18 protein-coding genes and 1 other RNA gene are annotated in these 17,352 nt (G+C 63.2%); 13 read left to right on the top strand and 6 right to left on the bottom strand.

Annotation, left to right across the window (positions count from 1 at the left end):
- Nucleotides 1-111 precede the first annotated feature (111 nt).
- From ccoG to CAG22_RS07570, 8 genes are all read left to right on the top strand, one after another.
- Nucleotides 112-1,527, top strand: coding sequence for a cytochrome c oxidase accessory protein CcoG (gene ccoG / locus CAG22_RS07605; RefSeq protein WP_085592829.1), 1,416 nt, complete (start codon nucleotides 112-114; stop codon nucleotides 1,525-1,527).
- 15 nt (nucleotides 1,528-1,542) lie between these two features.
- The gene (locus CAG22_RS07600; protein ID WP_085592831.1) at nucleotides 1,543-2,070 is read left to right on the top strand and encodes a FixH family protein; all 528 of its coding nucleotides are present in this window, start codon (nucleotides 1,543-1,545) and stop codon (nucleotides 2,068-2,070) included.
- 80 nt (nucleotides 2,071-2,150) lie between these two features.
- Nucleotides 2,151-4,625 carry a heavy metal translocating P-type ATPase gene (locus CAG22_RS07595; protein ID WP_085705110.1) on the top strand — a complete coding sequence of 825 codons (2,475 nt, stop codon included), beginning with the start codon at nucleotides 2,151-2,153 and terminating at the stop codon, nucleotides 4,623-4,625.
- Nucleotides 4,604-4,819, top strand: a complete 216-nt coding sequence (gene ccoS, locus CAG22_RS07590) for a cbb3-type cytochrome oxidase assembly protein CcoS (RefSeq protein ID WP_025340014.1) — start codon at nucleotides 4,604-4,606, stop codon at nucleotides 4,817-4,819. Before CAG22_RS07595 ends, ccoS begins: the two co-directional genes overlap by 22 nt.
- Complete coding sequence (locus CAG22_RS07585) at nucleotides 4,812-5,495, top strand: sulfite exporter TauE/SafE family protein (protein ID WP_025340015.1); 684 nt, start codon at nucleotides 4,812-4,814, stop codon at nucleotides 5,493-5,495. The genes ccoS and CAG22_RS07585 overlap by 8 nt, the downstream gene beginning before the upstream one ends.
- 186 nt (nucleotides 5,496-5,681) lie before the next feature.
- Entirely contained in the window at nucleotides 5,682-7,064 is a 1,383-nt protein-coding gene (gene hemN / locus CAG22_RS07580; protein ID WP_025340016.1) for an oxygen-independent coproporphyrinogen III oxidase, read from the top strand.
- Between the two features lie 183 nt (nucleotides 7,065-7,247).
- Nucleotides 7,248-7,982 carry a Crp/Fnr family transcriptional regulator FnrA gene (fnrA, locus tag CAG22_RS07575; RefSeq protein WP_015271145.1) on the top strand — a complete coding sequence of 245 codons (735 nt, stop codon included), beginning with the start codon at nucleotides 7,248-7,250 and terminating at the stop codon, nucleotides 7,980-7,982.
- A 55-nt stretch (nucleotides 7,983-8,037) separates the two neighbouring features.
- On the top strand, nucleotides 8,038-8,586 hold the full coding sequence (locus CAG22_RS07570) for an adenine phosphoribosyltransferase (RefSeq protein WP_085691613.1): 549 nt from the start codon (nucleotides 8,038-8,040) through the stop codon (nucleotides 8,584-8,586).
- A 135-nt stretch (nucleotides 8,587-8,721) separates the two neighbouring features.
- Here CAG22_RS07570 and recR read toward each other — a convergent pair whose 3' ends face one another.
- The 3 genes from recR to dnaX all read right to left on the bottom strand — a co-directional run bounded on the left by recR (nucleotide 8,722) and on the right by dnaX (nucleotide 12,087).
- Complete coding sequence (recR, locus tag CAG22_RS07565) at nucleotides 8,722-9,324, bottom strand: recombination mediator RecR (protein ID WP_003259670.1); 603 nt, start codon at nucleotides 9,322-9,324, stop codon at nucleotides 8,722-8,724.
- Between the two features lie 290 nt (nucleotides 9,325-9,614).
- Complete coding sequence (locus CAG22_RS07560; RefSeq protein WP_003259671.1) at nucleotides 9,615-9,950, bottom strand: YbaB/EbfC family nucleoid-associated protein; 336 nt, start codon at nucleotides 9,948-9,950, stop codon at nucleotides 9,615-9,617.
- Nucleotides 9,951-10,014: 64 nt separating this feature from the next.
- Nucleotides 10,015-12,087, bottom strand: coding sequence for a DNA polymerase III subunit gamma/tau (dnaX, locus tag CAG22_RS07555; RefSeq protein ID WP_085705108.1), 2,073 nt, complete (start codon nucleotides 12,085-12,087; stop codon nucleotides 10,015-10,017).
- A 123-nt stretch (nucleotides 12,088-12,210) separates the two neighbouring features.
- Between dnaX and CAG22_RS07550 the strand changes: the two genes are divergently transcribed.
- Nucleotides 12,211-12,978: an ABC transporter substrate-binding protein gene (locus CAG22_RS07550; protein WP_085592839.1), complete on the top strand. Its 768-nt coding sequence runs from the start codon at nucleotides 12,211-12,213 to the stop codon at nucleotides 12,976-12,978.
- 203 nt (nucleotides 12,979-13,181) lie between these two features.
- Here the strand turns inward: CAG22_RS07550 and CAG22_RS07540 are convergent, their stop codons facing one another.
- Nucleotides 13,182-13,682 (bottom strand): DUF2938 domain-containing protein, encoded by a 501-nt coding sequence (locus tag CAG22_RS07540; protein WP_075045880.1) that lies wholly within the window; start codon nucleotides 13,680-13,682, stop codon nucleotides 13,182-13,184.
- Between the two features lie 82 nt (nucleotides 13,683-13,764).
- Here CAG22_RS07540 and CAG22_RS07535 point away from each other — a divergent pair, with 82 nt between their 5' ends.
- The 3 genes from CAG22_RS07535 (at nucleotide 13,765) to CAG22_RS07525 (ending at nucleotide 15,452) form a co-directional block, all read left to right on the top strand.
- A complete protein-coding gene (locus tag CAG22_RS07535; RefSeq protein ID WP_085705105.1) occupies nucleotides 13,765-14,187 on the top strand; it encodes a helix-turn-helix domain-containing protein in 423 nt (140 codons plus the stop codon).
- Between the two features lie 137 nt (nucleotides 14,188-14,324).
- Entirely contained in the window at nucleotides 14,325-14,750 is a 426-nt protein-coding gene (locus CAG22_RS07530) for a hypothetical protein (RefSeq protein WP_085705103.1), read from the top strand.
- A gap of 144 nt (nucleotides 14,751-14,894) precedes the next feature.
- Entirely contained in the window at nucleotides 14,895-15,452 is a 558-nt protein-coding gene (locus CAG22_RS07525) for a hypothetical protein (RefSeq protein WP_256573577.1), read from the top strand.
- A gap of 99 nt (nucleotides 15,453-15,551) precedes the next feature.
- On the opposite strand, the gene CAG22_RS07520 is transcribed toward CAG22_RS07525, so the two are convergent.
- Entirely contained in the window at nucleotides 15,552-16,322 is a 771-nt protein-coding gene (locus CAG22_RS07520; protein WP_085592865.1) for a pirin family protein, read from the bottom strand.
- 235 nt (nucleotides 16,323-16,557) lie between these two features.
- Here CAG22_RS07520 and CAG22_RS07515 point away from each other — a divergent pair, with 235 nt between their 5' ends.
- Nucleotides 16,558-16,884, top strand: a complete 327-nt coding sequence (locus CAG22_RS07515; protein WP_085592847.1) for a hypothetical protein — start codon at nucleotides 16,558-16,560, stop codon at nucleotides 16,882-16,884.
- Nucleotides 16,885-16,947: 63 nt separating this feature from the next.
- Here CAG22_RS07515 and ffs read toward each other — a convergent pair.
- Nucleotides 16,948-17,044, bottom strand: an RNA gene (gene ffs / locus CAG22_RS07510) — signal recognition particle sRNA small type.
- Nucleotides 17,045-17,352 lie beyond the last annotated feature (308 nt).

The following is a 17,352-nucleotide window of genomic DNA, read 5'->3' as shown; positions in this document are numbered from 1 at the left end:
CCATACTGCCATCAGCGGCGTATCATGGGCCGCAGAGCGCTAGCAGATTGCGCGAGACTGCGGCCGGCACGCACTGGCTGCGGCGTTTCTCCACTGCCGTGGGACTTGATGATGAGCAAGCAAATTCCGGTACATGACGTCACCCCGCCTGCCAACAAAGGGAAGGATTCCGTCGACCTCTACGCCTCCCGGGAAAAGATCTACACCCGTGCCTTCACCGGCCTGTTCCGACGCCTGCGCATGGTCGGCGGGGCTGTGCTGTTCCTGCTGTACTTCGGCACCGTATGGCTGAACTGGGGTGGCCACCAGGCCGTGTGGTGGAACCTGCCCGAGCGCAAGTTCTACATCTTCGGCGCCACCATCTGGCCGCAAGACTTCATCCTGCTTTCGGGCATCCTCATCGTTGCCGCCTTCGGCCTGTTCTTCATCACCGTGTTCGCCGGCCGGGTGTGGTGCGGCTACACCTGCCCGCAAAGCGTGTGGACCTGGATTTTCATGTGGTGCGAAAAGGTCACCGAGGGCGACCGCAACCAGCGCATGAAGCTCGACAAAGCCCCCATGAGCGGCAACAAGTTCCTGCGCAAGTTCGCCAAGCACAGCCTGTGGCTGCTGATCGGCTTCGTCACCGGCATGACCTTCGTCGGCTACTTCTCGCCGATCCGTGAACTGGCCACCGAATTCTTTACCGGCCAGGCCGACGGCTGGGCCTACTTCTGGGTCGGCTTCTTCACCCTCGCCACCTACGGTAACGCCGGCTGGCTGCGCGAGCAGGTATGCGTGTACATGTGCCCCTACGCGCGCTTCCAGAGCGTGATGTTCGACAAGGACACACTGATCGTTTCCTACGACCCGCGCCGTGGCGAAACCCGCGGCCCGCGCAAAAAGGACCTGGACTACAAGGCCGCGGGCCTGGGCGACTGCATCGACTGCACCATGTGCGTGCAGGTCTGCCCCACCGGCATCGACATCCGTGACGGCTTGCAGATCGAGTGCATCGGCTGCGCCGCGTGCATCGACGCCTGCGACAACATCATGGACAAGATGAACTACCCCAGGGGGCTGATCAGCTACACCACCGAACACAACCTGTCCGGGCAGAAGACCCACATGCTGCGCCCACGCCTGATCGGCTATGCCGTGGTCCTGCTGGTGATGATGGTCGGCCTGGCCACCGCCTTCGCCACCCGTTCGCTGGTCGGTTTCGACGTGAGCAAGGACCGCGTGCTGTACCGCGAGAACGCCCAGGGCCGGATCGAGAACGTGTACAGCCTGAAAGTGATGAACAAGGACCAGCGTGACCACGTCTACGTGCTGGACGCTACCGGCCTGCCGGACCTGAAGCTTGAAGGCCAGCGCGAGATCCGCGTGGACGCTGGTGACATCGTCAGCCTGCCGGTGCAGCTGTCGATCGCGCCCGAGAAACTGCCATCGACCACCAACGAAATCACCTTCATCCTCAAGAGCGCCGATGACAGCGACGCCCAGGTTGAAGCCAAGAGCCGCTTCATCGGCCCACAGATCCGCTGAGAGAGATAACCCACAATGCCTGCCACCGCCGCCAGCCCCTGGTACAAGCACCTCTGGCCCTGGATCATCATCGGCATCCTCGCCACCTCGGTGTGCCTGAGCCTGACCATGGTCAGCATCGCCGTGCACAACCCGGACAACCTGGTGAACGACAACTACTACGAGGCTGGCAAGGGCATCAACCGCTCGCTGGACCGAGAACTGCTGGCGCAGACGCTGGGCCTGAAGGCCGGCGTGCACCTGGACGAGCTGACCGGCGAAGTGGATGTGCGCCTGGCCGGCAACAGCGACCCGCAGAGCCTGGAGCTGAACCTGATTTCGCCAACCCAGCCGGAGAAAGACCGCAAGGTGCTGCTGAGCCGGGTCGAGGCAGGGCGCTATGTGGGGCAGCTGGAGGACAAGGTTGACGGGCGGCGCTTCGTCGAGCTGCTGGGTAGCGAAGGTGGCCAGGTTTGGCGCTTGTTCGAGGAAGAAAAGGTGGAGCATGGTGTGACCTTGCAGCTGGGTGATGAAGCGCTGCAAGGTGCCGAGCACCAGCAGTAGCAACACCGCTAATCCCTGTGGGAGCGGGCATGCCCGCTCCCACAGGGTTTCATATCTGTCTGACCAGTCGTGCCTGCCTTATGACCCAGCCCACCCCCTGCTACCACTGCGCCCTGCCCGTCCCCTCCGGCAGCCGCTTCACCGCCGTGGTCCTCGGCCAGCCTCGGCAGTTCTGCTGCCCCGGCTGCCAGGCGGTGGCCGAGTCGATCGTCGCCGGTGGCCTGGAGCACTACTACCAGCACCGCAGCGACAACAGCGCCAACCCCGAGGCCCTGCCCAAGCAGCTTCAGGACGAACTGGCCCTCTACGACCGCAGCGACGTACAGCAAACCTTCGTTCGCCATGCTGGCGACCTGGCCGAAACCACCCTGCTGGTCGAAGGCATCAGCTGCGCCGCCTGCGGCTGGCTGATCGAAAAGCACCTGCGCAACCTGCCCGGCGTCGCCGAGGCGCGCCTGAACCTGTCCAACCACCGCCTGCTGCTGAACTGGCATGACCAGCAACTGCCGCTCTCGCGCCTGCTGGCCGAGCTGCGCCAGATCGGCTACGCCGCCCACCCCTATCAGCCCGACCAGGCCGCCGAGCAACTGGCACGCGAGAACCGCAGCGCCCTGCGCCGCCTGGGCGTGGCCGGGCTGCTGTGGTTCCAGGCGATGATGGCAACCATGGCCACCTGGCCGGAATTCAACATCGACCTGTCGCCCGAGCTGCACACCATCCTGCGCTGGGTGGCGCTGTTCCTCACCATCCCCATCGTGTTCTACAGCTGCGCACCGTTCTTCAAGGGCGCGGCACGCGACCTGCGTACCCGCCACCTGACCATGGACGTTTCGGTGTCGCTGGCCATTGGCCTGGCCTTCGGCGCCGGCATCTGGACCGCCATCACCGGCAGCGGCGAGCTGTATTTCGACACCGTGGGCATGTTCGCGCTGTTCCTGCTCACCGGCCGCTACCTGGAGCGCCGCGCCCGCGAACGCACCGCCGCGGCCACTGCGCAGCTGGTCAACCTGCTGCCGGCCTCGTGCCTGCGCCTGGACGCCGTCGGCCGCAGCGAGCGCATCCTGCTCAGCGAACTGCAGCGCGGTGACACGGTGCAGGTGCTGCCAGGCGCGGTAATCCCCGCCGACGGGCGCATCGTCGAAGGCCGCTCCAGCGTCGATGAATCGTTGCTGACCGGTGAATACCTGCCGCAACCACGGCGGGTCGGCGAGCGGGTCACCGGCGGTACCCTGAACGTCGAAAGCACCCTGAACGTGGAAGTCGAAGCCCTCGGCCACGACTCGCGGTTGTCGGCCATCGTCCGCCTGCTGGAACGCGCCCAGACCGAAAAACCACGCCTGGCCGAAATCGCCGACCGGGCCTCGCGGTGGTTCCTGCTGTTCTCGCTGCTGGCCGCTGCGGCCATCGGCCTGTGGTGGTGGCACCTGGACCCGGCGCGGGCGTTCTGGATCGTGCTGGCCATGCTGGTAGCGACCTGCCCTTGCGCGCTGTCCCTGGCCACGCCAACGGCGCTTACTGCGGCCACTGGCACCTTGCACAAGCTCGGCCTGCTGGTCACCCGTGGCCATGTGCTGGAAGGCCTGAACCAGATCGACACAGTGATTTTCGACAAGACCGGCACGCTGACCGAAGGCCGCCTGACCTTGCGCAGCATTCGCCCGCTCGGCAGCCTGCCCGCCGACCGCTGCCTGGCCCTGGCCGCGGCGCTGGAGAACCGCTCCGAACACCCCATCGCCCGTGCCTTCGGCCGTACCGCCACGCCTGCTGACGACGTGCAGACCGTGCCGGGCCTGGGCCTGGAAGGGCTGGTCGAAGGCCAGCGCCTGCGCATTGGCCAGGCCACCTTCGTCTGCGCCCTGAGCGGCGCGGAAATCCCCGGTGTGCCAGAGCCGCGCGGCCAGTGGCTGCTGCTGGGCGACCGCCAGGGCCCGCTGGCCTGGTTCGGCCTGGATGACCGCCTGCGCGACGATGCCCCTGCCCTGCTGGCGGCCTGCAAGGCCCGTGGCTGGCGCACGCTGCTGCTGTCGGGCGACAGCTCGCCGATGGTTGCCGAAGTGGCCGCACAGCTGGGCATCGACCAGGCCATCGGCGGCCTGCGCCCGGACGACAAACTGGACCGGCTGAAGGCGCTGCAGGCGGCCGGGCGCAAGGTGCTGATGCTGGGTGACGGGGTCAACGACGTGCCGGTACTGGCCGCCGCCGACATCAGCATCGCCATGGGCAGCGCCACCGACCTGGCCAAGACCAGCGCCGACGCCGTGCTGCTGTCCAACCGCCTGCAGGCTCTGGTACAGGCCTTCGAGCTGGCCCGCCGCACCCGCCGCAACATCCTCGAGAACCTGCTCTGGGCGACCTTGTATAATGGCCTGATGTTACCGTTCGCCGCGCTTGGCTGGATCACCCCGGTTTGGGCAGCCATCGGCATGTCGGTCAGTTCACTGATCGTGGTACTCAACGCCCTGCGCCTGACCCGCCTGCCCCTGCCATCGGGCCTGCCAGCGAACGAAGCGTCCTTGCCCGGGAGGAAGTCGTCATGCCCGCACTCTATGTCATGATCCCCGCAGCCCTGCTGCTGGTCGGCGTGGCCGTGTACATCTTCTTCTGGGCGGTGGACAGCGGCCAGTACGACGACCTGGAAAGCCCTGCCCACAGCATCCTGTTCGACGACCAGGACCCGCGCCACCAGGCGGCGGTGAAGCCTGACGACAACCAGGCCGACACCGACAAGGAACCCCCACCCCGTGCCTGACCTGCTGCCCCTGCTGGGCTCGGCGTTGGTCCTCGGCCTGCTCGGCGGCGGCCACTGCCTGGGCATGTGCGGCGGCCTGATGGGTGCGCTGACCCTAGCCATACCACCCGAACAACGTGGCCGGCGCTTGCGCCTGCTGCTGGCGTACAACCTTGGGCGCATTCTCAGCTATGCCTGTGCCGGCCTGCTGCTGGGCCTGGCCGGCTGGGCCGTGGCCAGCAGCCCGGCGGCGCTGGCACTGCGGGTGGTGGCGGCGCTGCTGTTGATCGCCATGGGGTTGTACCTGGCCGGCTGGTGGAGCGGGCTGACCCGCATCGAGGCGCTGGGCCGGGGGCTGTGGCGGCATATCCAGCCGGTGGCGTCGCGCTTGCTGCCGGTGTCCAGCGTGCCTCGGGCGTTGTTGCTGGGGGCCTTGTGGGGGTGGTTGCCGTGCGGGTTGGTGTACAGCACCTTGCTGTGGGCGGCCAGCCAGGGCAATGCCGGGTACAGCGCGGCGCTGATGCTGGCTTTCGGCGTGGGGACCTGGCCGGTATTGCTGGCTACCGGATTAGCCGCGGAGCGAGTAAACATTTTGTTGAAAAGACGCAGTGTGCGGGTGGCTGGCGGAGTGCTGGTGATGCTGTTTGGTATCTGGACCATGCCTGGACCGCACCAGCATTGGTTGATGGGGCATTGATGGGGGCCGCTTTGCGACCCTTCGCGGGCATGCCCGCTCCTACAGGATCATGTGTACCCCTGTGGGAGCGGGCAAGCCCGCGAAGGGCTGCAGAGCAGCCCCAATGCCCTTGATACAAATCAACACAGATTCCTACAGACGGCCATAGACTCCGGGGCACTGCTGCTCTTTCCGGGGACCGCCCTCATGCTCGACGACCTTCGTTGGGATACCGACCTGATCCGCCGTTACGACCTGGCCGGACCACGCTACACCTCTTACCCGACCGCCGTGCAACTGCACAGCGAAGTGGGCTCGTTCGACCTGCTCCACGCCCTGCGCGAAAGCCGTCGGGCCGCGCGCCCGCTGTCGCTGTACGTGCATGTGCCGTTCTGCGCCAACATCTGCTACTACTGCGCCTGCAACAAGGTGATCACCAAGGACCGCGGCCGCGCTGCGCCCTACCTGCAGCGCCTGGAGCAGGAAATCCAGCTGATCGCCTGCCACCTCGACCCTAAACAGCGTGTCGAGCAGCTGCATTTCGGCGGCGGCACGCCAACTTTCCTCAGCCATGTGGAACTGCGCCAGCTGATGGCCACCCTGCGCCAGCACTTCCACCTGCTGGACGACGACTCCGGCGACTACGGCATCGAGATCGACCCGCGCGAAGCCGACTGGTCGACCATGGGCCTGCTCCGCGAACTGGGCTTCAACCGCGTCAGCCTGGGTGTGCAGGACCTCGACCCGGCCGTGCAGCGTGCGGTCAACCGCCTGCAGAGCCTGGAACAGACCCGCACCCTGATCGAAGCCGCGCGCACCCTGCAGTTCCGCTCGATCAACCTCGACCTGATCTACGGCCTGCCCAAGCAAACCCCGGAAGGCTTTGCCCGCACCGTCGAAGAAGTGATCCGCCTGCAACCCGACCGCCTGTCGGTGTTCAACTACGCCCACCTGCCCGAGCGCTTCATGCCGCAACGGCGCATCGACAGCAATGACCTGCCCAGCGCGGCCGCCAAGCTGGAGATGCTGCACGCCACCATCGACCAGCTGACCGCAGCCGGCTACCGCTACATCGGCATGGACCACTTCGCCCTGCCCGACGACGAGCTGGCCATCGCCCAGGAAGAAGGCACCCTGCAGCGCAACTTCCAGGGTTACACCACCCATGGGCACTGCGACCTGATCGGCCTGGGCGTATCGGCCATCAGCCAGATCGGCGACCTGTACTGCCAGAACAGCAGCGACCTCAACACCTACCAGGACAGCCTGTCCAACGCCCAGCTGGCCACCCAGCGCGGCCTGCTGTGCAACCACGACGACCGCATCCGCCGGGCAGTGATCCAGCAACTGATCTGCCATTTCGAGCTGGATTTCGAGCCGATCGAACAAGCCTTCACCATCGATTTTCGCGGCTACTTCAACGACCTCTGGCCAGAACTGCTGACCTTGCAGCGCGACGGCCTGATCCGCCTGGACGACAAAGGCATCCGCATCCTGCCGGCCGGCCGCCTGCTGGCGCGTTCGGTATGCATGGTGTTCGACGCCTACCTGGCGATGCACAACCGCCAGCGCTTCTCGCGGGTGATCTGAACCGAGTCGTTCAACCGCATGGACAAAGTTCCTTGCCAGGCACACCATGGGCACAGCGAAGGCCCCGGCGCACACCCGCCGGGGCCGGCCAGTTCGCACCACAACAGCGCACGCTGGCCTACAACCTACGCCGTGAGTTACCCTTACGTCTTATGTGTGCTTTCCCACAAGGATCGAATGAAAATGTCCGAGCCAGTCAAACTGCGCCCACACAACCAGGCCCATTGCAAGGACTGCAGCCTGGCCCCCCTGTGCCTGCCTCTGTCGCTCAACCTGGAAGACATGGATGCACTGGATGAAATCGTCAAGCGTGGGCGGCCGTTGAAAAAAGGCGAGTTCCTGTTCCGCCAGGGCGACAATTTCGGCTCGGTCTACGCGGTACGTTCCGGCGCGCTGAAAACCTTCAGCCTCAGCGACAGCGGCGAAGAGCAGATCACCGGCTTCCACCTGCCCAGCGAGCTGGTCGGCCTGTCGGGCATGGACACCGAAGCCTACCCGGTGTCGGCCCAGGCCCAGGAAACCACCTCGGTGTGCGAAATCCCGTTCGAGCGCCTCGACGAGCTGTCGGTGCAGCTACCGCAGCTGCGCCGCCAGCTGATGCGGGTAATGAGCCGGGAAATCCGCGACGACCAGCAGATGATGCTGCTGCTGTCGAAAAAGACCGCTGACGAGCGTATTGCCACCTTCCTGGTCAACCTGTCGGCACGCTTCCGCGCCCGCGGCTATTCGGCCAACCAGTTCCGCCTGAGCATGTCGCGCAACGAGATCGGCAACTACCTGGGCCTGGCGGTGGAAACCGTGTCGCGGGTGTTCACCCGCTTCCAGCAGAACGGCCTGATCCGTGCCGAAGGCAAGGAAGTGCACATTCTCGACCCGATCCAGCTGTGCGCGCTGGCCGGTGGAGCAATGGAGGCCTGAGGCCGGCGTTTAGCGGGTATACTTGGGCATTCGTTTTCCCAGGATACCCGCAACAATGCACAGCGACGCCTTCGACCTCAAAGCCCTGATCCGCCCGGTAGTGGACTTCCCCAAACCGGGCGTGATCTTCCGCGATATCACCCCGCTGTTCCAGTCGCCGCGCGGGCTGCGCTATGTGGCCGACCAGTTCATCGAACGCTATGTCGAAGCCGAGTTCAGCCACATTGGCGCCATGGACGCGCGGGGCTTCCTGATCGGCTCGATCATCGCCCACCAGCTGAACAAGCCACTGATCCTGTTCCGCAAGCAGGGCAAGCTGCCGGCTGATGTGCTGAGCGAGGGTTACCAGACCGAGTACGGCGAAGCCTTCCTGGAAGTGCATGCCGACAGCCTGTGCGAAGGGGATTCGGTGTTGATCTTCGATGACTTGATTGCTACTGGCGGTACGCTGCTGGCAGCGGCCAACCTGGTGCGCCGGACCGGTGCGCGGGTGTTCGAGGCGGCGGCGATCATCGATCTGCCGGAGCTGGACGGGTCGCGCCGGCTGCAGGCGGCCGGGGTACCGACTTTCTGCCTGACCGAGTTTTCACTCAGCGAATACTGAGTATTCGAGGGCGCTTTGCGCCCTATCGCCGGCAAGCCAGCTCCCACAAGTACGGCGCTGCCATCAGCCCTGCGGCAACCCTGTGGGAGCTGGCTTGCCGGCGATGGGCCGCAAAGCGGCCCCAACCATTCTGAATCAGAGCGAAATCGGCCGACGCCCCGCAAACGCATGGGCCAAGGTCCCACCATCCACCAGCTCCAGCTCGCCGCCCAGCGGCACGCCATGGGCAATCCGCGACGCCACCAGGCCCTTCTCGCTCAGCAACTGGGCAATGTAATGCGCCGTCGCCTCCCCTTCCACCGTCGGGTTGGTCGCCAGGATCACCTCGGTGAAGGTGCCCTGCTCCTCGATCCGCGCCATCAGTTGCGGAATCCCGATCGCCTCAGGCCCCAACCCGTCCAGCGGCGACAAGTGGCCCTTGAGCACGAAGTAGCGGCCACGGTAGCCGGTCTGCTCCACTGCATACACATCGGTCGGCCCTTCGACCACACACAACTGGGTATCGTCACGGCGCGTGTCGGCGCATTGCGGGCAAAGCTCCTGTTCGGTCAGGGTGCGGCACTGACGGCAATGCCCAACCCCCTCCATGGCCTGGGTCAAGGCCTGGGCCAGACGCAGGCCGCCGCTGCGGTCACGTTCGAGCAGTTGCAGGGCCATGCGCTGGGCGGTTTTCTGGCCGACCCCCGGGAGAATACGCAGGGCATCGATCAGTTGGCGGATGAGAGGGCTGAAGCTCATGGGAAAGGCCTGACAAATCAATAAGAGGCGGTTTATACCCAGCGGGGGCAGTGGCGTCAAATCAGCCATGCGCACATCGCAAGGCTTGCGCGGTCCCTGTAGGAGCGGCCTTGTGTCGCGATGGGGCGCGAAGCGGCCCCAGGTTGCCAGCTTCGCAGCATGGATTGCCGGGGCTGCTGCGCAGCCCTTTCGCGACACAAGGCCGCTCCTACAAAGACCGCGCAGGCTGCAGGAACGCACAAAAAAACCGCCGCTGTCATCAGCGGCGGTTTTCGGTAACGCAAATGCCCTTAGAACGGCATCTTGAAGCCCGGCGGCAGCTGCATGCCGGCGGTCATGCTGCCCATCTTGTCCTGGCTGTTCTGCTCGACCTTGCGCACGGCGTCGTTCAGCGCGGCGGCGATCAGGTCTTCCAGCACTTCCTTGTCGTCTTCATCAGTCGACATCAGGCTCTGGTCGATGCTGACGCGCTTGACGTCGTGACGACCGGTCATCACCACGCTCACCAGGCCACCACCGGACTGGCCGGTGACTTCGGCGTTGGCCAGCTCTTCCTGCATCTTCTGCATCTTTTCCTGCATCTGCTGGGCCTGCTTCATCAGGCCGGCCATGCCACCTTTCATCATGGGGGTATACCTCGATTGGGTCATGTGATGCGGCCCGGCACCGGGCCGGCCGCATGGTTATCCGTTACTGGCCCTGATTAACCAGGGCTTCTACAGGCTCAATAGTATCCTGCCGCACCTTGGCGCCGAACAACTTGATCATCTGCTGGATCAACGGATCCTGCTCGATCGAGGTGACTGCGTCCTGCTGGCGCTCGGCGCGTTTGCGCGCCGCTGCCTGGGCCGGGGTTTCCTGCTCGGGCAGGATCAGCTCGATGCGCAGGTTCAGCGTGCGCCCCAGGTGCTGGTTGAGCGCTTCGTTAAGGCGCCGCTGCTGGGTGGCGTTGAACAGCGCACCCTGGCCAGGGTCCAGGTGCAGCAGCCAGTCGTCGCCATCGGCGGCAATCAACGTACAGTTTGCCGCGATGTTGCCTGTCATCCCGGATACAGGCAACTGTGGGAATAATTCCAGCCATTGCAGGGCCAAGCCGGTGGCCGGCTTGGCTGCGGGCAGCGGTTCGGCTGCCGGCTTGGGTGCTTCTTCCTGGACGTGTTCGGCCAGTTCGTCCAGGTAGCTGAAGCCGACCGGGTCGCTTTCGCCGCCGTAATAGTCTTCGTCCAACGGCGGTTCATCGTCGCGGTCCATGCCTACTGCGGCATAAGCGGACGGGTCGAAAGGTGGCTCGTCGTCGTGTGCCGGGGCGGCAGATACCGGCGTGGGTGCAGGGGGCGGAGCAGGAGCCGGCGCAGGCTCGGCCACTACCGGTGCAGGCGCTGGCGCGGGCTCTTCCCATGGCAGATCAACCACCTCTGCCACGGGTTCTGGTGCTGGCTCAGGTTCGCTGACCGGGGCAGGCTCAGCCGCCACCACAGGCTCGACAACCGGCTGTGGCGCTGGCTCGACCGGTGCGGGCGCCTGCACTTGTTGCGCGGCAACCGGTGCAACAGGCGCCACGACAGCAGCGGCCGGCGGCGCCACGGCAACCGCCGGCGCTGCCACCGGTGTTGCAGGATCAGCTGTGGCCTGGCTGATCCCCACTGGCTTTAGTACCGGCTTCGGCGCGTCGTCGGTGTCGGCCGGGCGGAACGCCAGCATGCGCAGCAGGACCATTTCGAAACCACCGCGCGGGTCCGGCGCCAGGGGCAGGTCACGGCGGCCGATCAGGCCCATCTGGTAATAGAACTGCACGTCCTCGGCTGGCAATGCCGAGGCCAGCGCCAGCACCCGCTCACGGTCACCCTGGCCGTTGTCCACCGCTTCCGGCAGCGCCTGGGCAATGGCAACGCGGTGCAGCACATTGAGCATCTCGGCCAGCACGCCAGCCCAGTCCGGCCCCTGCTCGGCCAGGTTGCGCACGGCCTCGAGCAAGGCCCGGGCATCGCCTTCGAGCAGCGCCTGCAGCACCCCGTAAACCTGGCCATGATCGAGGCTGCCGAGCATGGCCCGCACATCGGCGGCCAATACCTTGCCTTCGCCAAAGGCGATGGCCTGGTCGGTCAGGCTCATGGCGTCACGCATCGAACCATCAGCCGCGCGCCCCAGCAGCCACAGGGCATCCGGCTCGAACGGCACGTTCTCGGCAGCCAGAACATGGCTGAGGTGCTCGACCACCCGCTCCGGGCTCATGTTCTTCAGCGAGAACTGCAGGCAGCGCGACAGGATGGTGGCCGGCAGCTTCTGCGGGTCGGTGGTGGCGAGGATGAACTTGACGTAGGGCGGCGGCTCTTCCAGCGTCTTGAGCAAGGCGTTGAACGAGTGGGTCGAGAGCATGTGCACTTCGTCGATCAGGTAGACCTTGAAGCGCCCACGGCTCGGGGCGTACTGCACGTTATCGAGCAGTTCGCGGGTGTCCTCGACCTTGGTGCGGCTGGCGGCGTCGATCTCGATCAGGTCGACGAAACGGCCTTCGTCGATCTCCCGGCACACCGAGCAGGTGCCGCAGGGCGTGGAGGTGATGCCGGTTTCGCAGTTCAGGCACTTGGCGATGATACGGGCAATGGTGGTCTTGCCCACACCCCGGGTACCGGTGAACAGGTAGGCATGGTGCAGGCGCTGGTTGTCCAAGGCATTGATCAAGGCCTTGAGCACATGGGTCTGGCCGACCATTTCGCGGAACGAGCGCGGACGCCATTTACGTGCAAGAACCTGATAACTCATCGAAAAACCATCGTAGCCTGATCGAGCGGAAGATCGCTAATGCTAGCGGAGCGGGGGCAAAATTGCACCCTGCGCAAGTCGTCTAAGCTTTGAAACTGGCGCGCCATCCAGGGAGGATTGCCTTTGCGAAGACTGCTGGCCCTGTTGCTGCTGTGGAGCACCTACAGCCAGGCTGAACAGCCCGTGTTGCGTTTTTCTGTCGCCGAGAGCTGGAGCATGCCGCTGGTGCGCATCGAAAACGACCAGCCGGTGGAAGGTTTGCTGTACGACCTGATGCAGGCCTTGGCCAAAGAGGTGGGCGTACGCCCCGAATACCACGTCATGGCCCGCCTGCGCCTGCAGGAGGCGATGAACAGCGGTGATATAGATGTGCGCTGCTATGTCAGCACCCAGTGGTTCAATGATCGGCCGGGGGATTTTGTCTGGAGCATCCCGTTGCTGCACCAGCGAGACTTGCTGGTAGGCCGCGCTGGCGACAGTACTCCGCTCCCCCCGGAGCAATTGCCTGCCCAGGCCATCGGCACAGTGCTTGGCTACACCTATTCGACCTTGCAACCGCTGCTCGACCAAGGCCGCCTGCACCGCGAGGACAGCCGCAGCCAGTTGCTGGTGCTGCAGAAGCTGCAAGCCGGGCGCTATCGGCATGCGGTAAGCAACCAGCTGTCGTTGCAGTGGTTCAACCAGGGTCTGCCCGCCGAGCAGCAATTGCAGGCGCTGGCGGTGCTGGAGGACCAGGACCTGGGGTGCATGGTACGCAATGACCCGGCGATACCGACCCAAGGGCTGCTGCGGGCGCTGGTGCGGATGAAGCAGTCGGGGGAGATCGAGCGGATTGTGCAGCGGTATGGGGGGATGGGCGATCCAACCCCTATGTCTGTGGCTCGCCCCTGAACCCTGGAGCATCGGCAGCGATCTCTGACTCAAAATCTCAAAATCTCAAAGTCGACGCGGTCGCTGTGGGAGCGGGCGAGCCCGCGAACACCGGCAAAGCCGGTGCCAGCCACCGAGCTGCATTCTTCGCGGGCATGCCCGCTCCCACAAGATTGTGCGGTGCAGACACAGTTTCTATTGCAGGCTCAAGCCTGGTGGTGCTGTCAGCAGGCTGATTGCACGCTCGCCAGCAAACCCGCACTCAAGAACATCCCCACGCCAAACACAAAATGCGTGGCCAGGCTCTTCAGGCAGTTGCGCGCAGGCGTCGGCGTCCTCGACGCAAAGAACCCCGCGCCCATCGCCGGTTGCATGAAGCACAAAGGCGCCACGACCGTCACCACACCAACAACCAGCGCAGGCAACAAAGTAGGTGCCAGCAACCAGCCCTCCCCCACGATCACGACCAGCAGCATCGCGAACAGCACGCCGATGGCGTAATGAATCCCCCACCCCAACGCCAGCTCATGCCGCACCGGTTCCGCCTTGGCAATCGCCTGGTGCCGCACACGCCCGTGCAGCAAATGCCCCGCCCAACGCCCGACCATGGCGAAGTTCAGCGTGGCGACACCCATCCGCCTCAGCAGCAGCCCCCACAAGTCCATCACCATCGTGGCACCGATACCAATTGGCAAAGCAGCGGAAAACATTGCAGTAAACGTCATTGAACAAGCCCTCGAAGATTGACGGTCATCACCATGCCGCGCAGCATAGAAGTTGAAGTCAACTTCAAGTCAAGGGCCCGAAATGGACATTGCCGACGTCGCCAAACGCACAGGCGTACCCGCCTCGACGCTGCGCTACTACGAGAAGAAAGGCCTGCTCAAGTCACTTGCCGGGCCTGGCCAGCGACGGCAGTTCGCAACCGATGTTGCAGACCGGCTGGCGTTGATCGCCCTGGGCCAGGCTGCGGGGTTTTCGCTGGATGAAGTGGGGACGATGCTGGTGGACCTGCAGGTCGACCGCCAGATGCTGATCGCCAAGGCCGACGAACTGGATGCACGGATCAGGCGCTTGCAGGCGATGAGCAAGGGCTTGCGGCATGCGGCGCAGTGCCCTGAGGAAGATCACTTGGAATGCCCGAAATTCCAGCGGCTGATGAAGCTGTCGGCGGCGGAGCATGGAAAAAAACAGGGCAGTTCAACAGCTACCTTTAAGCGGCCAAGATAAAACCACCATCTGGATGCATCATCATCTGAATAGAGTAATGGCAATGCGATATCAATACGCCACTACTCAGTGTAGAGTTACGCGCCTCCGCGCCCTGCCGTGCGCCGAGAACAGTACTCACACTCAGGAAATGTTGCATGTCCACAATTCGAAATCTGACCGCTGCCGCACTGATAGCGCTGACCACTGGTTGTGCTACCGGCCTCAATTCGGCCCAAGAGTCGGAACTTGCCAGCTATCGCGCCAGAAACCTCGCGGTTGAAGAAAAAAGCCCAGGGCTTGCTGCCGGCCTTGGCCTGCTTCCAGGTGGCGGTTCGTTCTACGGTCGCGCATATGGCTTTGGTGTTGTGAACCTGCTGTTCTGGCCGCTTTCCATTCTGTGGGACCCGGTGAGTGGGCATGACGCTGCAGAGATGATCAACTACCAAGCCAGCAAAGCCCATGTTGCAACGCTGAAAAAGCACGACATGGACGAACTCGATGCCAAGCTGGAATCTGACACGATCGACCTCAAACGCTACACGCTCGACAAACGCAGAATCGATGAGAAGTACAACCTGTAAAGGCATCTGCCGCACAGCGCAACGCTCGGCCTGAGGCCTGTACGTTCCCAACGATGCCGCGGCGCAGCCTTTCAATAGTTGAAGCCATACACGATGTATGGCTTTCGTCTTGCTTTACCGGCATATCACTCAAGGATTATTCAAGTGACCTACTTCCGTGTGTTTCTGGTCTCGGTATTTATTGCCCTTTGCACTGGGTGCGCTTCGCCTGCGCAAATCTCCGGAATGTCCGTGGCATCCGACCAGACCGATGCGCAGTTTTATGATCAACGCCTGCATCGCAATATTCAGGTAACCGAAGTAAATGGCGGAGACGCCACCAACCCGCTCTGGACTTCGGAAATCGACGGCCCCGACTTCGGTGCTGCACTCAAACAATCACTTGCCAGTGCTGACCTGCTTGGCGAAGCACCTGCTGCCTACACCCTGCGCGCCAACCTGCTGCGGGTCGACCAACCCATTTTTGGCCTGGATTTCGAAGTTACCTGCGAGGCTGAATATACGTTGACCGAGTCTGCTTCAAACACCGTTATTTTCCGAGAGATCATTCGGACGCCCTTTACCGCTGGCGTTGGCGACTCCGTTATCGCGATCAAGCGTCTGCGCCTGGCCAATGAAGGTTCGGCACGCACGAATATCAGCACGCTGCTGAAGCGCCTCAAGGCGCTCAAACTTGAGGCCGGACAGGTTTCTCTAAAGTAATGGATACCTGCTGATACCGGGCTTTCGATGCGGGTAGGACAACAGCGCCTACTCCGCTGCATCGGCGCGGTCGCGGCAGAAATGGAAGTCAGAAGGCACCTACCGGCGCCGGGCACATGCCTGCGTCTTGCAGCCCCCGAAGGATTGCTTCCTGGAAGGTGCCGAGCCTGTTGCCCGGAGATCGAACACCAGCACCTGCGCATCAGTAGCGTGGCTGAACGTGACCGCCTGGGTTTCCGTCAGCTTCAGTCCGTCGCCCTCCACAACAGTTTCTCCGTTCACCCGGAGCCTGCCAGCGACAACGTGGACATAGGCGTGTCGTCGCCCTGCGAGGGCCAGAGTATGCGACTCACCTTGTGAGAAGTTGCCCGCATAGATTTTCGTATCCTGGAGGATTTTCAGCGATCCGGCTTGCCCCGTTTTCGAGGCGATCAGCTGGAGCTTTCCATGCCGTTCTCCGGCCGGAAAGTGCTTCTGTTGGTATGAAGGCTTGGTGCGAGACGAATGAGGGGTCAGCCAGATTTGTAGCAGATGCACAGGCTGGGTAGCGGAAGCATTGAATTCGCTGTGCTCGATACCCGAGCCGGCACTGATGAGCTGAAAGTCGCCTGCGTGAATCCTGGTGCTGTTTGCCAGGGTGTCTCGATGGGCCAATGTTCCCTTGAGGACATAGGTCAGGATCTCCACATCACGATGGCCATGTTGACCGAAGCCTTTACCCTGTGAAATCCAGTCTTCGTTGATGACGCGCAGGTCCGAGAAACCACTCTCTTGCGGGTTTCTATAGCTTCCAAACGAGAAGGAATGCCGGGATTTCAGCCACGGCAAACGGGTGGCGCCCCGATCACCTGCCTTGCGGATCTCTTTCATGCTCACACCGAAATGCATTGCTTCAAAGAGGAGGCAGCTTAGAGGAGAGTTTGATCGAAGAAAAATATCAGAAACTGGTCTAAATCATCGCCCTGGTAGATTGAATAGACATTCGGTTACCCTGAGACGCTCGTGACTCATCAAAATCAATGATAGGTAACATCGACATTTGCCTGTTTTCTATCAGCCAAATGAAATGGAGAATGGCGCCTGAACTCAAATCCGGAACTGTCTGATGCGCTTTATGCCTCTTGCTGCTGCCTCCTTCACTATCACGCTGCTGGCGGGGTGCGCATCCGCGCCTAATCAGCCGACAAAGGAGTTGCTGACCGCGAAATCTCCAGAAGCTTTTTCCGCCTGCGTCATGCAGAAGTTGCAAGAGAATCAGCAATCGCCAAACGTCACCCATACGAGCCGAAGCTATCGCGTGATCCTGAGCAGCCCTGCTGCGGCGGACAATGTGATCGAGACGTTCAAAGGGGACACGGGCGGGAAAGTCTACGTTTATCAGCGAGGGCTCTTTTCTGAAAACCTCGTTCGTGTAGCTTCCCAATGCGCTTGAGGAGAAGTCGAGTAGGGTAATGCGAGAAATCCTTGAGAATTCAAGGACCTGAAATGGAGGCGGCCCCACCAGCCACACCCCGGCACTCGATGTTCCCGCTATGGCTGCTCCCTTCCGGGCCTGACCAGGTTAACGGGTAATCAATGCGGGGGGACCGATGGGGCCACCACTACAAGGCTCGCTGAACAGTGAGTGGCGCCATTGTACCGGTCTTGGGGGCAGATACAACCTCTGGAGAAGAAAAAGTCATCATTTCTCAATGACTTGTCCGGGCCGGGGTGGACTGGAGCTGCCAATTCGCGGGTGAACCCGCTCCTACAGGGGTAGCGCTGACAGCAAGACCAGCGCAGGACCTGTGGGAGCGGGCGTGTCGAGGCGTCGAACCGCCGCGAAGCAGGCGCCGCGGTGGATGGCACGGGCTTCGCCCGTGTTCGCGGGCATGCCCGCTCCCACAAGGACCGCGCAAGC

This window comes from Pseudomonas sp. B8(2017) (assembly GCF_002113575.1).
Taxonomy (GTDB): Bacteria; Pseudomonadota; Gammaproteobacteria; order Pseudomonadales; family Pseudomonadaceae; genus Aquipseudomonas; species Aquipseudomonas putida_Z.
The sequence above is the reverse complement of the archived record's forward strand: the minus strand, read 5'-3'. Positions and strand labels throughout refer to the sequence as shown.

Coding starts and splice junctions, on each gene's coding strand:
- fnrA (WP_015271145.1), top strand. CDS start 7,248: ATGTCCGAGCCAGTCAAACTGCGCCCACACAACCAGGCCCATTGCAAG.
- CAG22_RS07515 (WP_085592847.1), top strand. CDS start 16,558: ATGCGCTTTATGCCTCTTGCTGCTGCCTCCTTCACTATCACGCTGCTG.
- CAG22_RS07540 (WP_075045880.1), bottom strand. CDS start 13,682: ATGACGTTTACTGCAATGTTTTCCGCTGCTTTGCCAATTGGTATCGGT.
- CAG22_RS07595 (WP_085705110.1), top strand. CDS start 2,151: ATGACCCAGCCCACCCCCTGCTACCACTGCGCCCTGCCCGTCCCCTCC.
- ccoG (WP_085592829.1), top strand. CDS start 112: ATGAGCAAGCAAATTCCGGTACATGACGTCACCCCGCCTGCCAACAAA.
- dnaX (WP_085705108.1), bottom strand. CDS start 12,087: ATGAGTTATCAGGTTCTTGCACGTAAATGGCGTCCGCGCTCGTTCCGC.
- hemN (WP_025340016.1), top strand. CDS start 5,682: ATGCTCGACGACCTTCGTTGGGATACCGACCTGATCCGCCGTTACGAC.
- CAG22_RS07520 (WP_085592865.1), bottom strand. CDS start 16,322: ATGAAAGAGATCCGCAAGGCAGGTGATCGGGGCGCCACCCGTTTGCCG.
- CAG22_RS07600 (WP_085592831.1), top strand. CDS start 1,543: ATGCCTGCCACCGCCGCCAGCCCCTGGTACAAGCACCTCTGGCCCTGG.
- CAG22_RS07570 (WP_085691613.1), top strand. CDS start 8,038: ATGCACAGCGACGCCTTCGACCTCAAAGCCCTGATCCGCCCGGTAGTG.
- recR (WP_003259670.1), bottom strand. CDS start 9,324: ATGAGCTTCAGCCCTCTCATCCGCCAACTGATCGATGCCCTGCGTATT.
- CAG22_RS07530 (WP_085705103.1), top strand. CDS start 14,325: ATGTCCACAATTCGAAATCTGACCGCTGCCGCACTGATAGCGCTGACC.
- ccoS (WP_025340014.1), top strand. CDS start 4,604: ATGCCCGCACTCTATGTCATGATCCCCGCAGCCCTGCTGCTGGTCGGC.
- CAG22_RS07560 (WP_003259671.1), bottom strand. CDS start 9,950: ATGATGAAAGGTGGCATGGCCGGCCTGATGAAGCAGGCCCAGCAGATG.
- CAG22_RS07535 (WP_085705105.1), top strand. CDS start 13,765: ATGGACATTGCCGACGTCGCCAAACGCACAGGCGTACCCGCCTCGACG.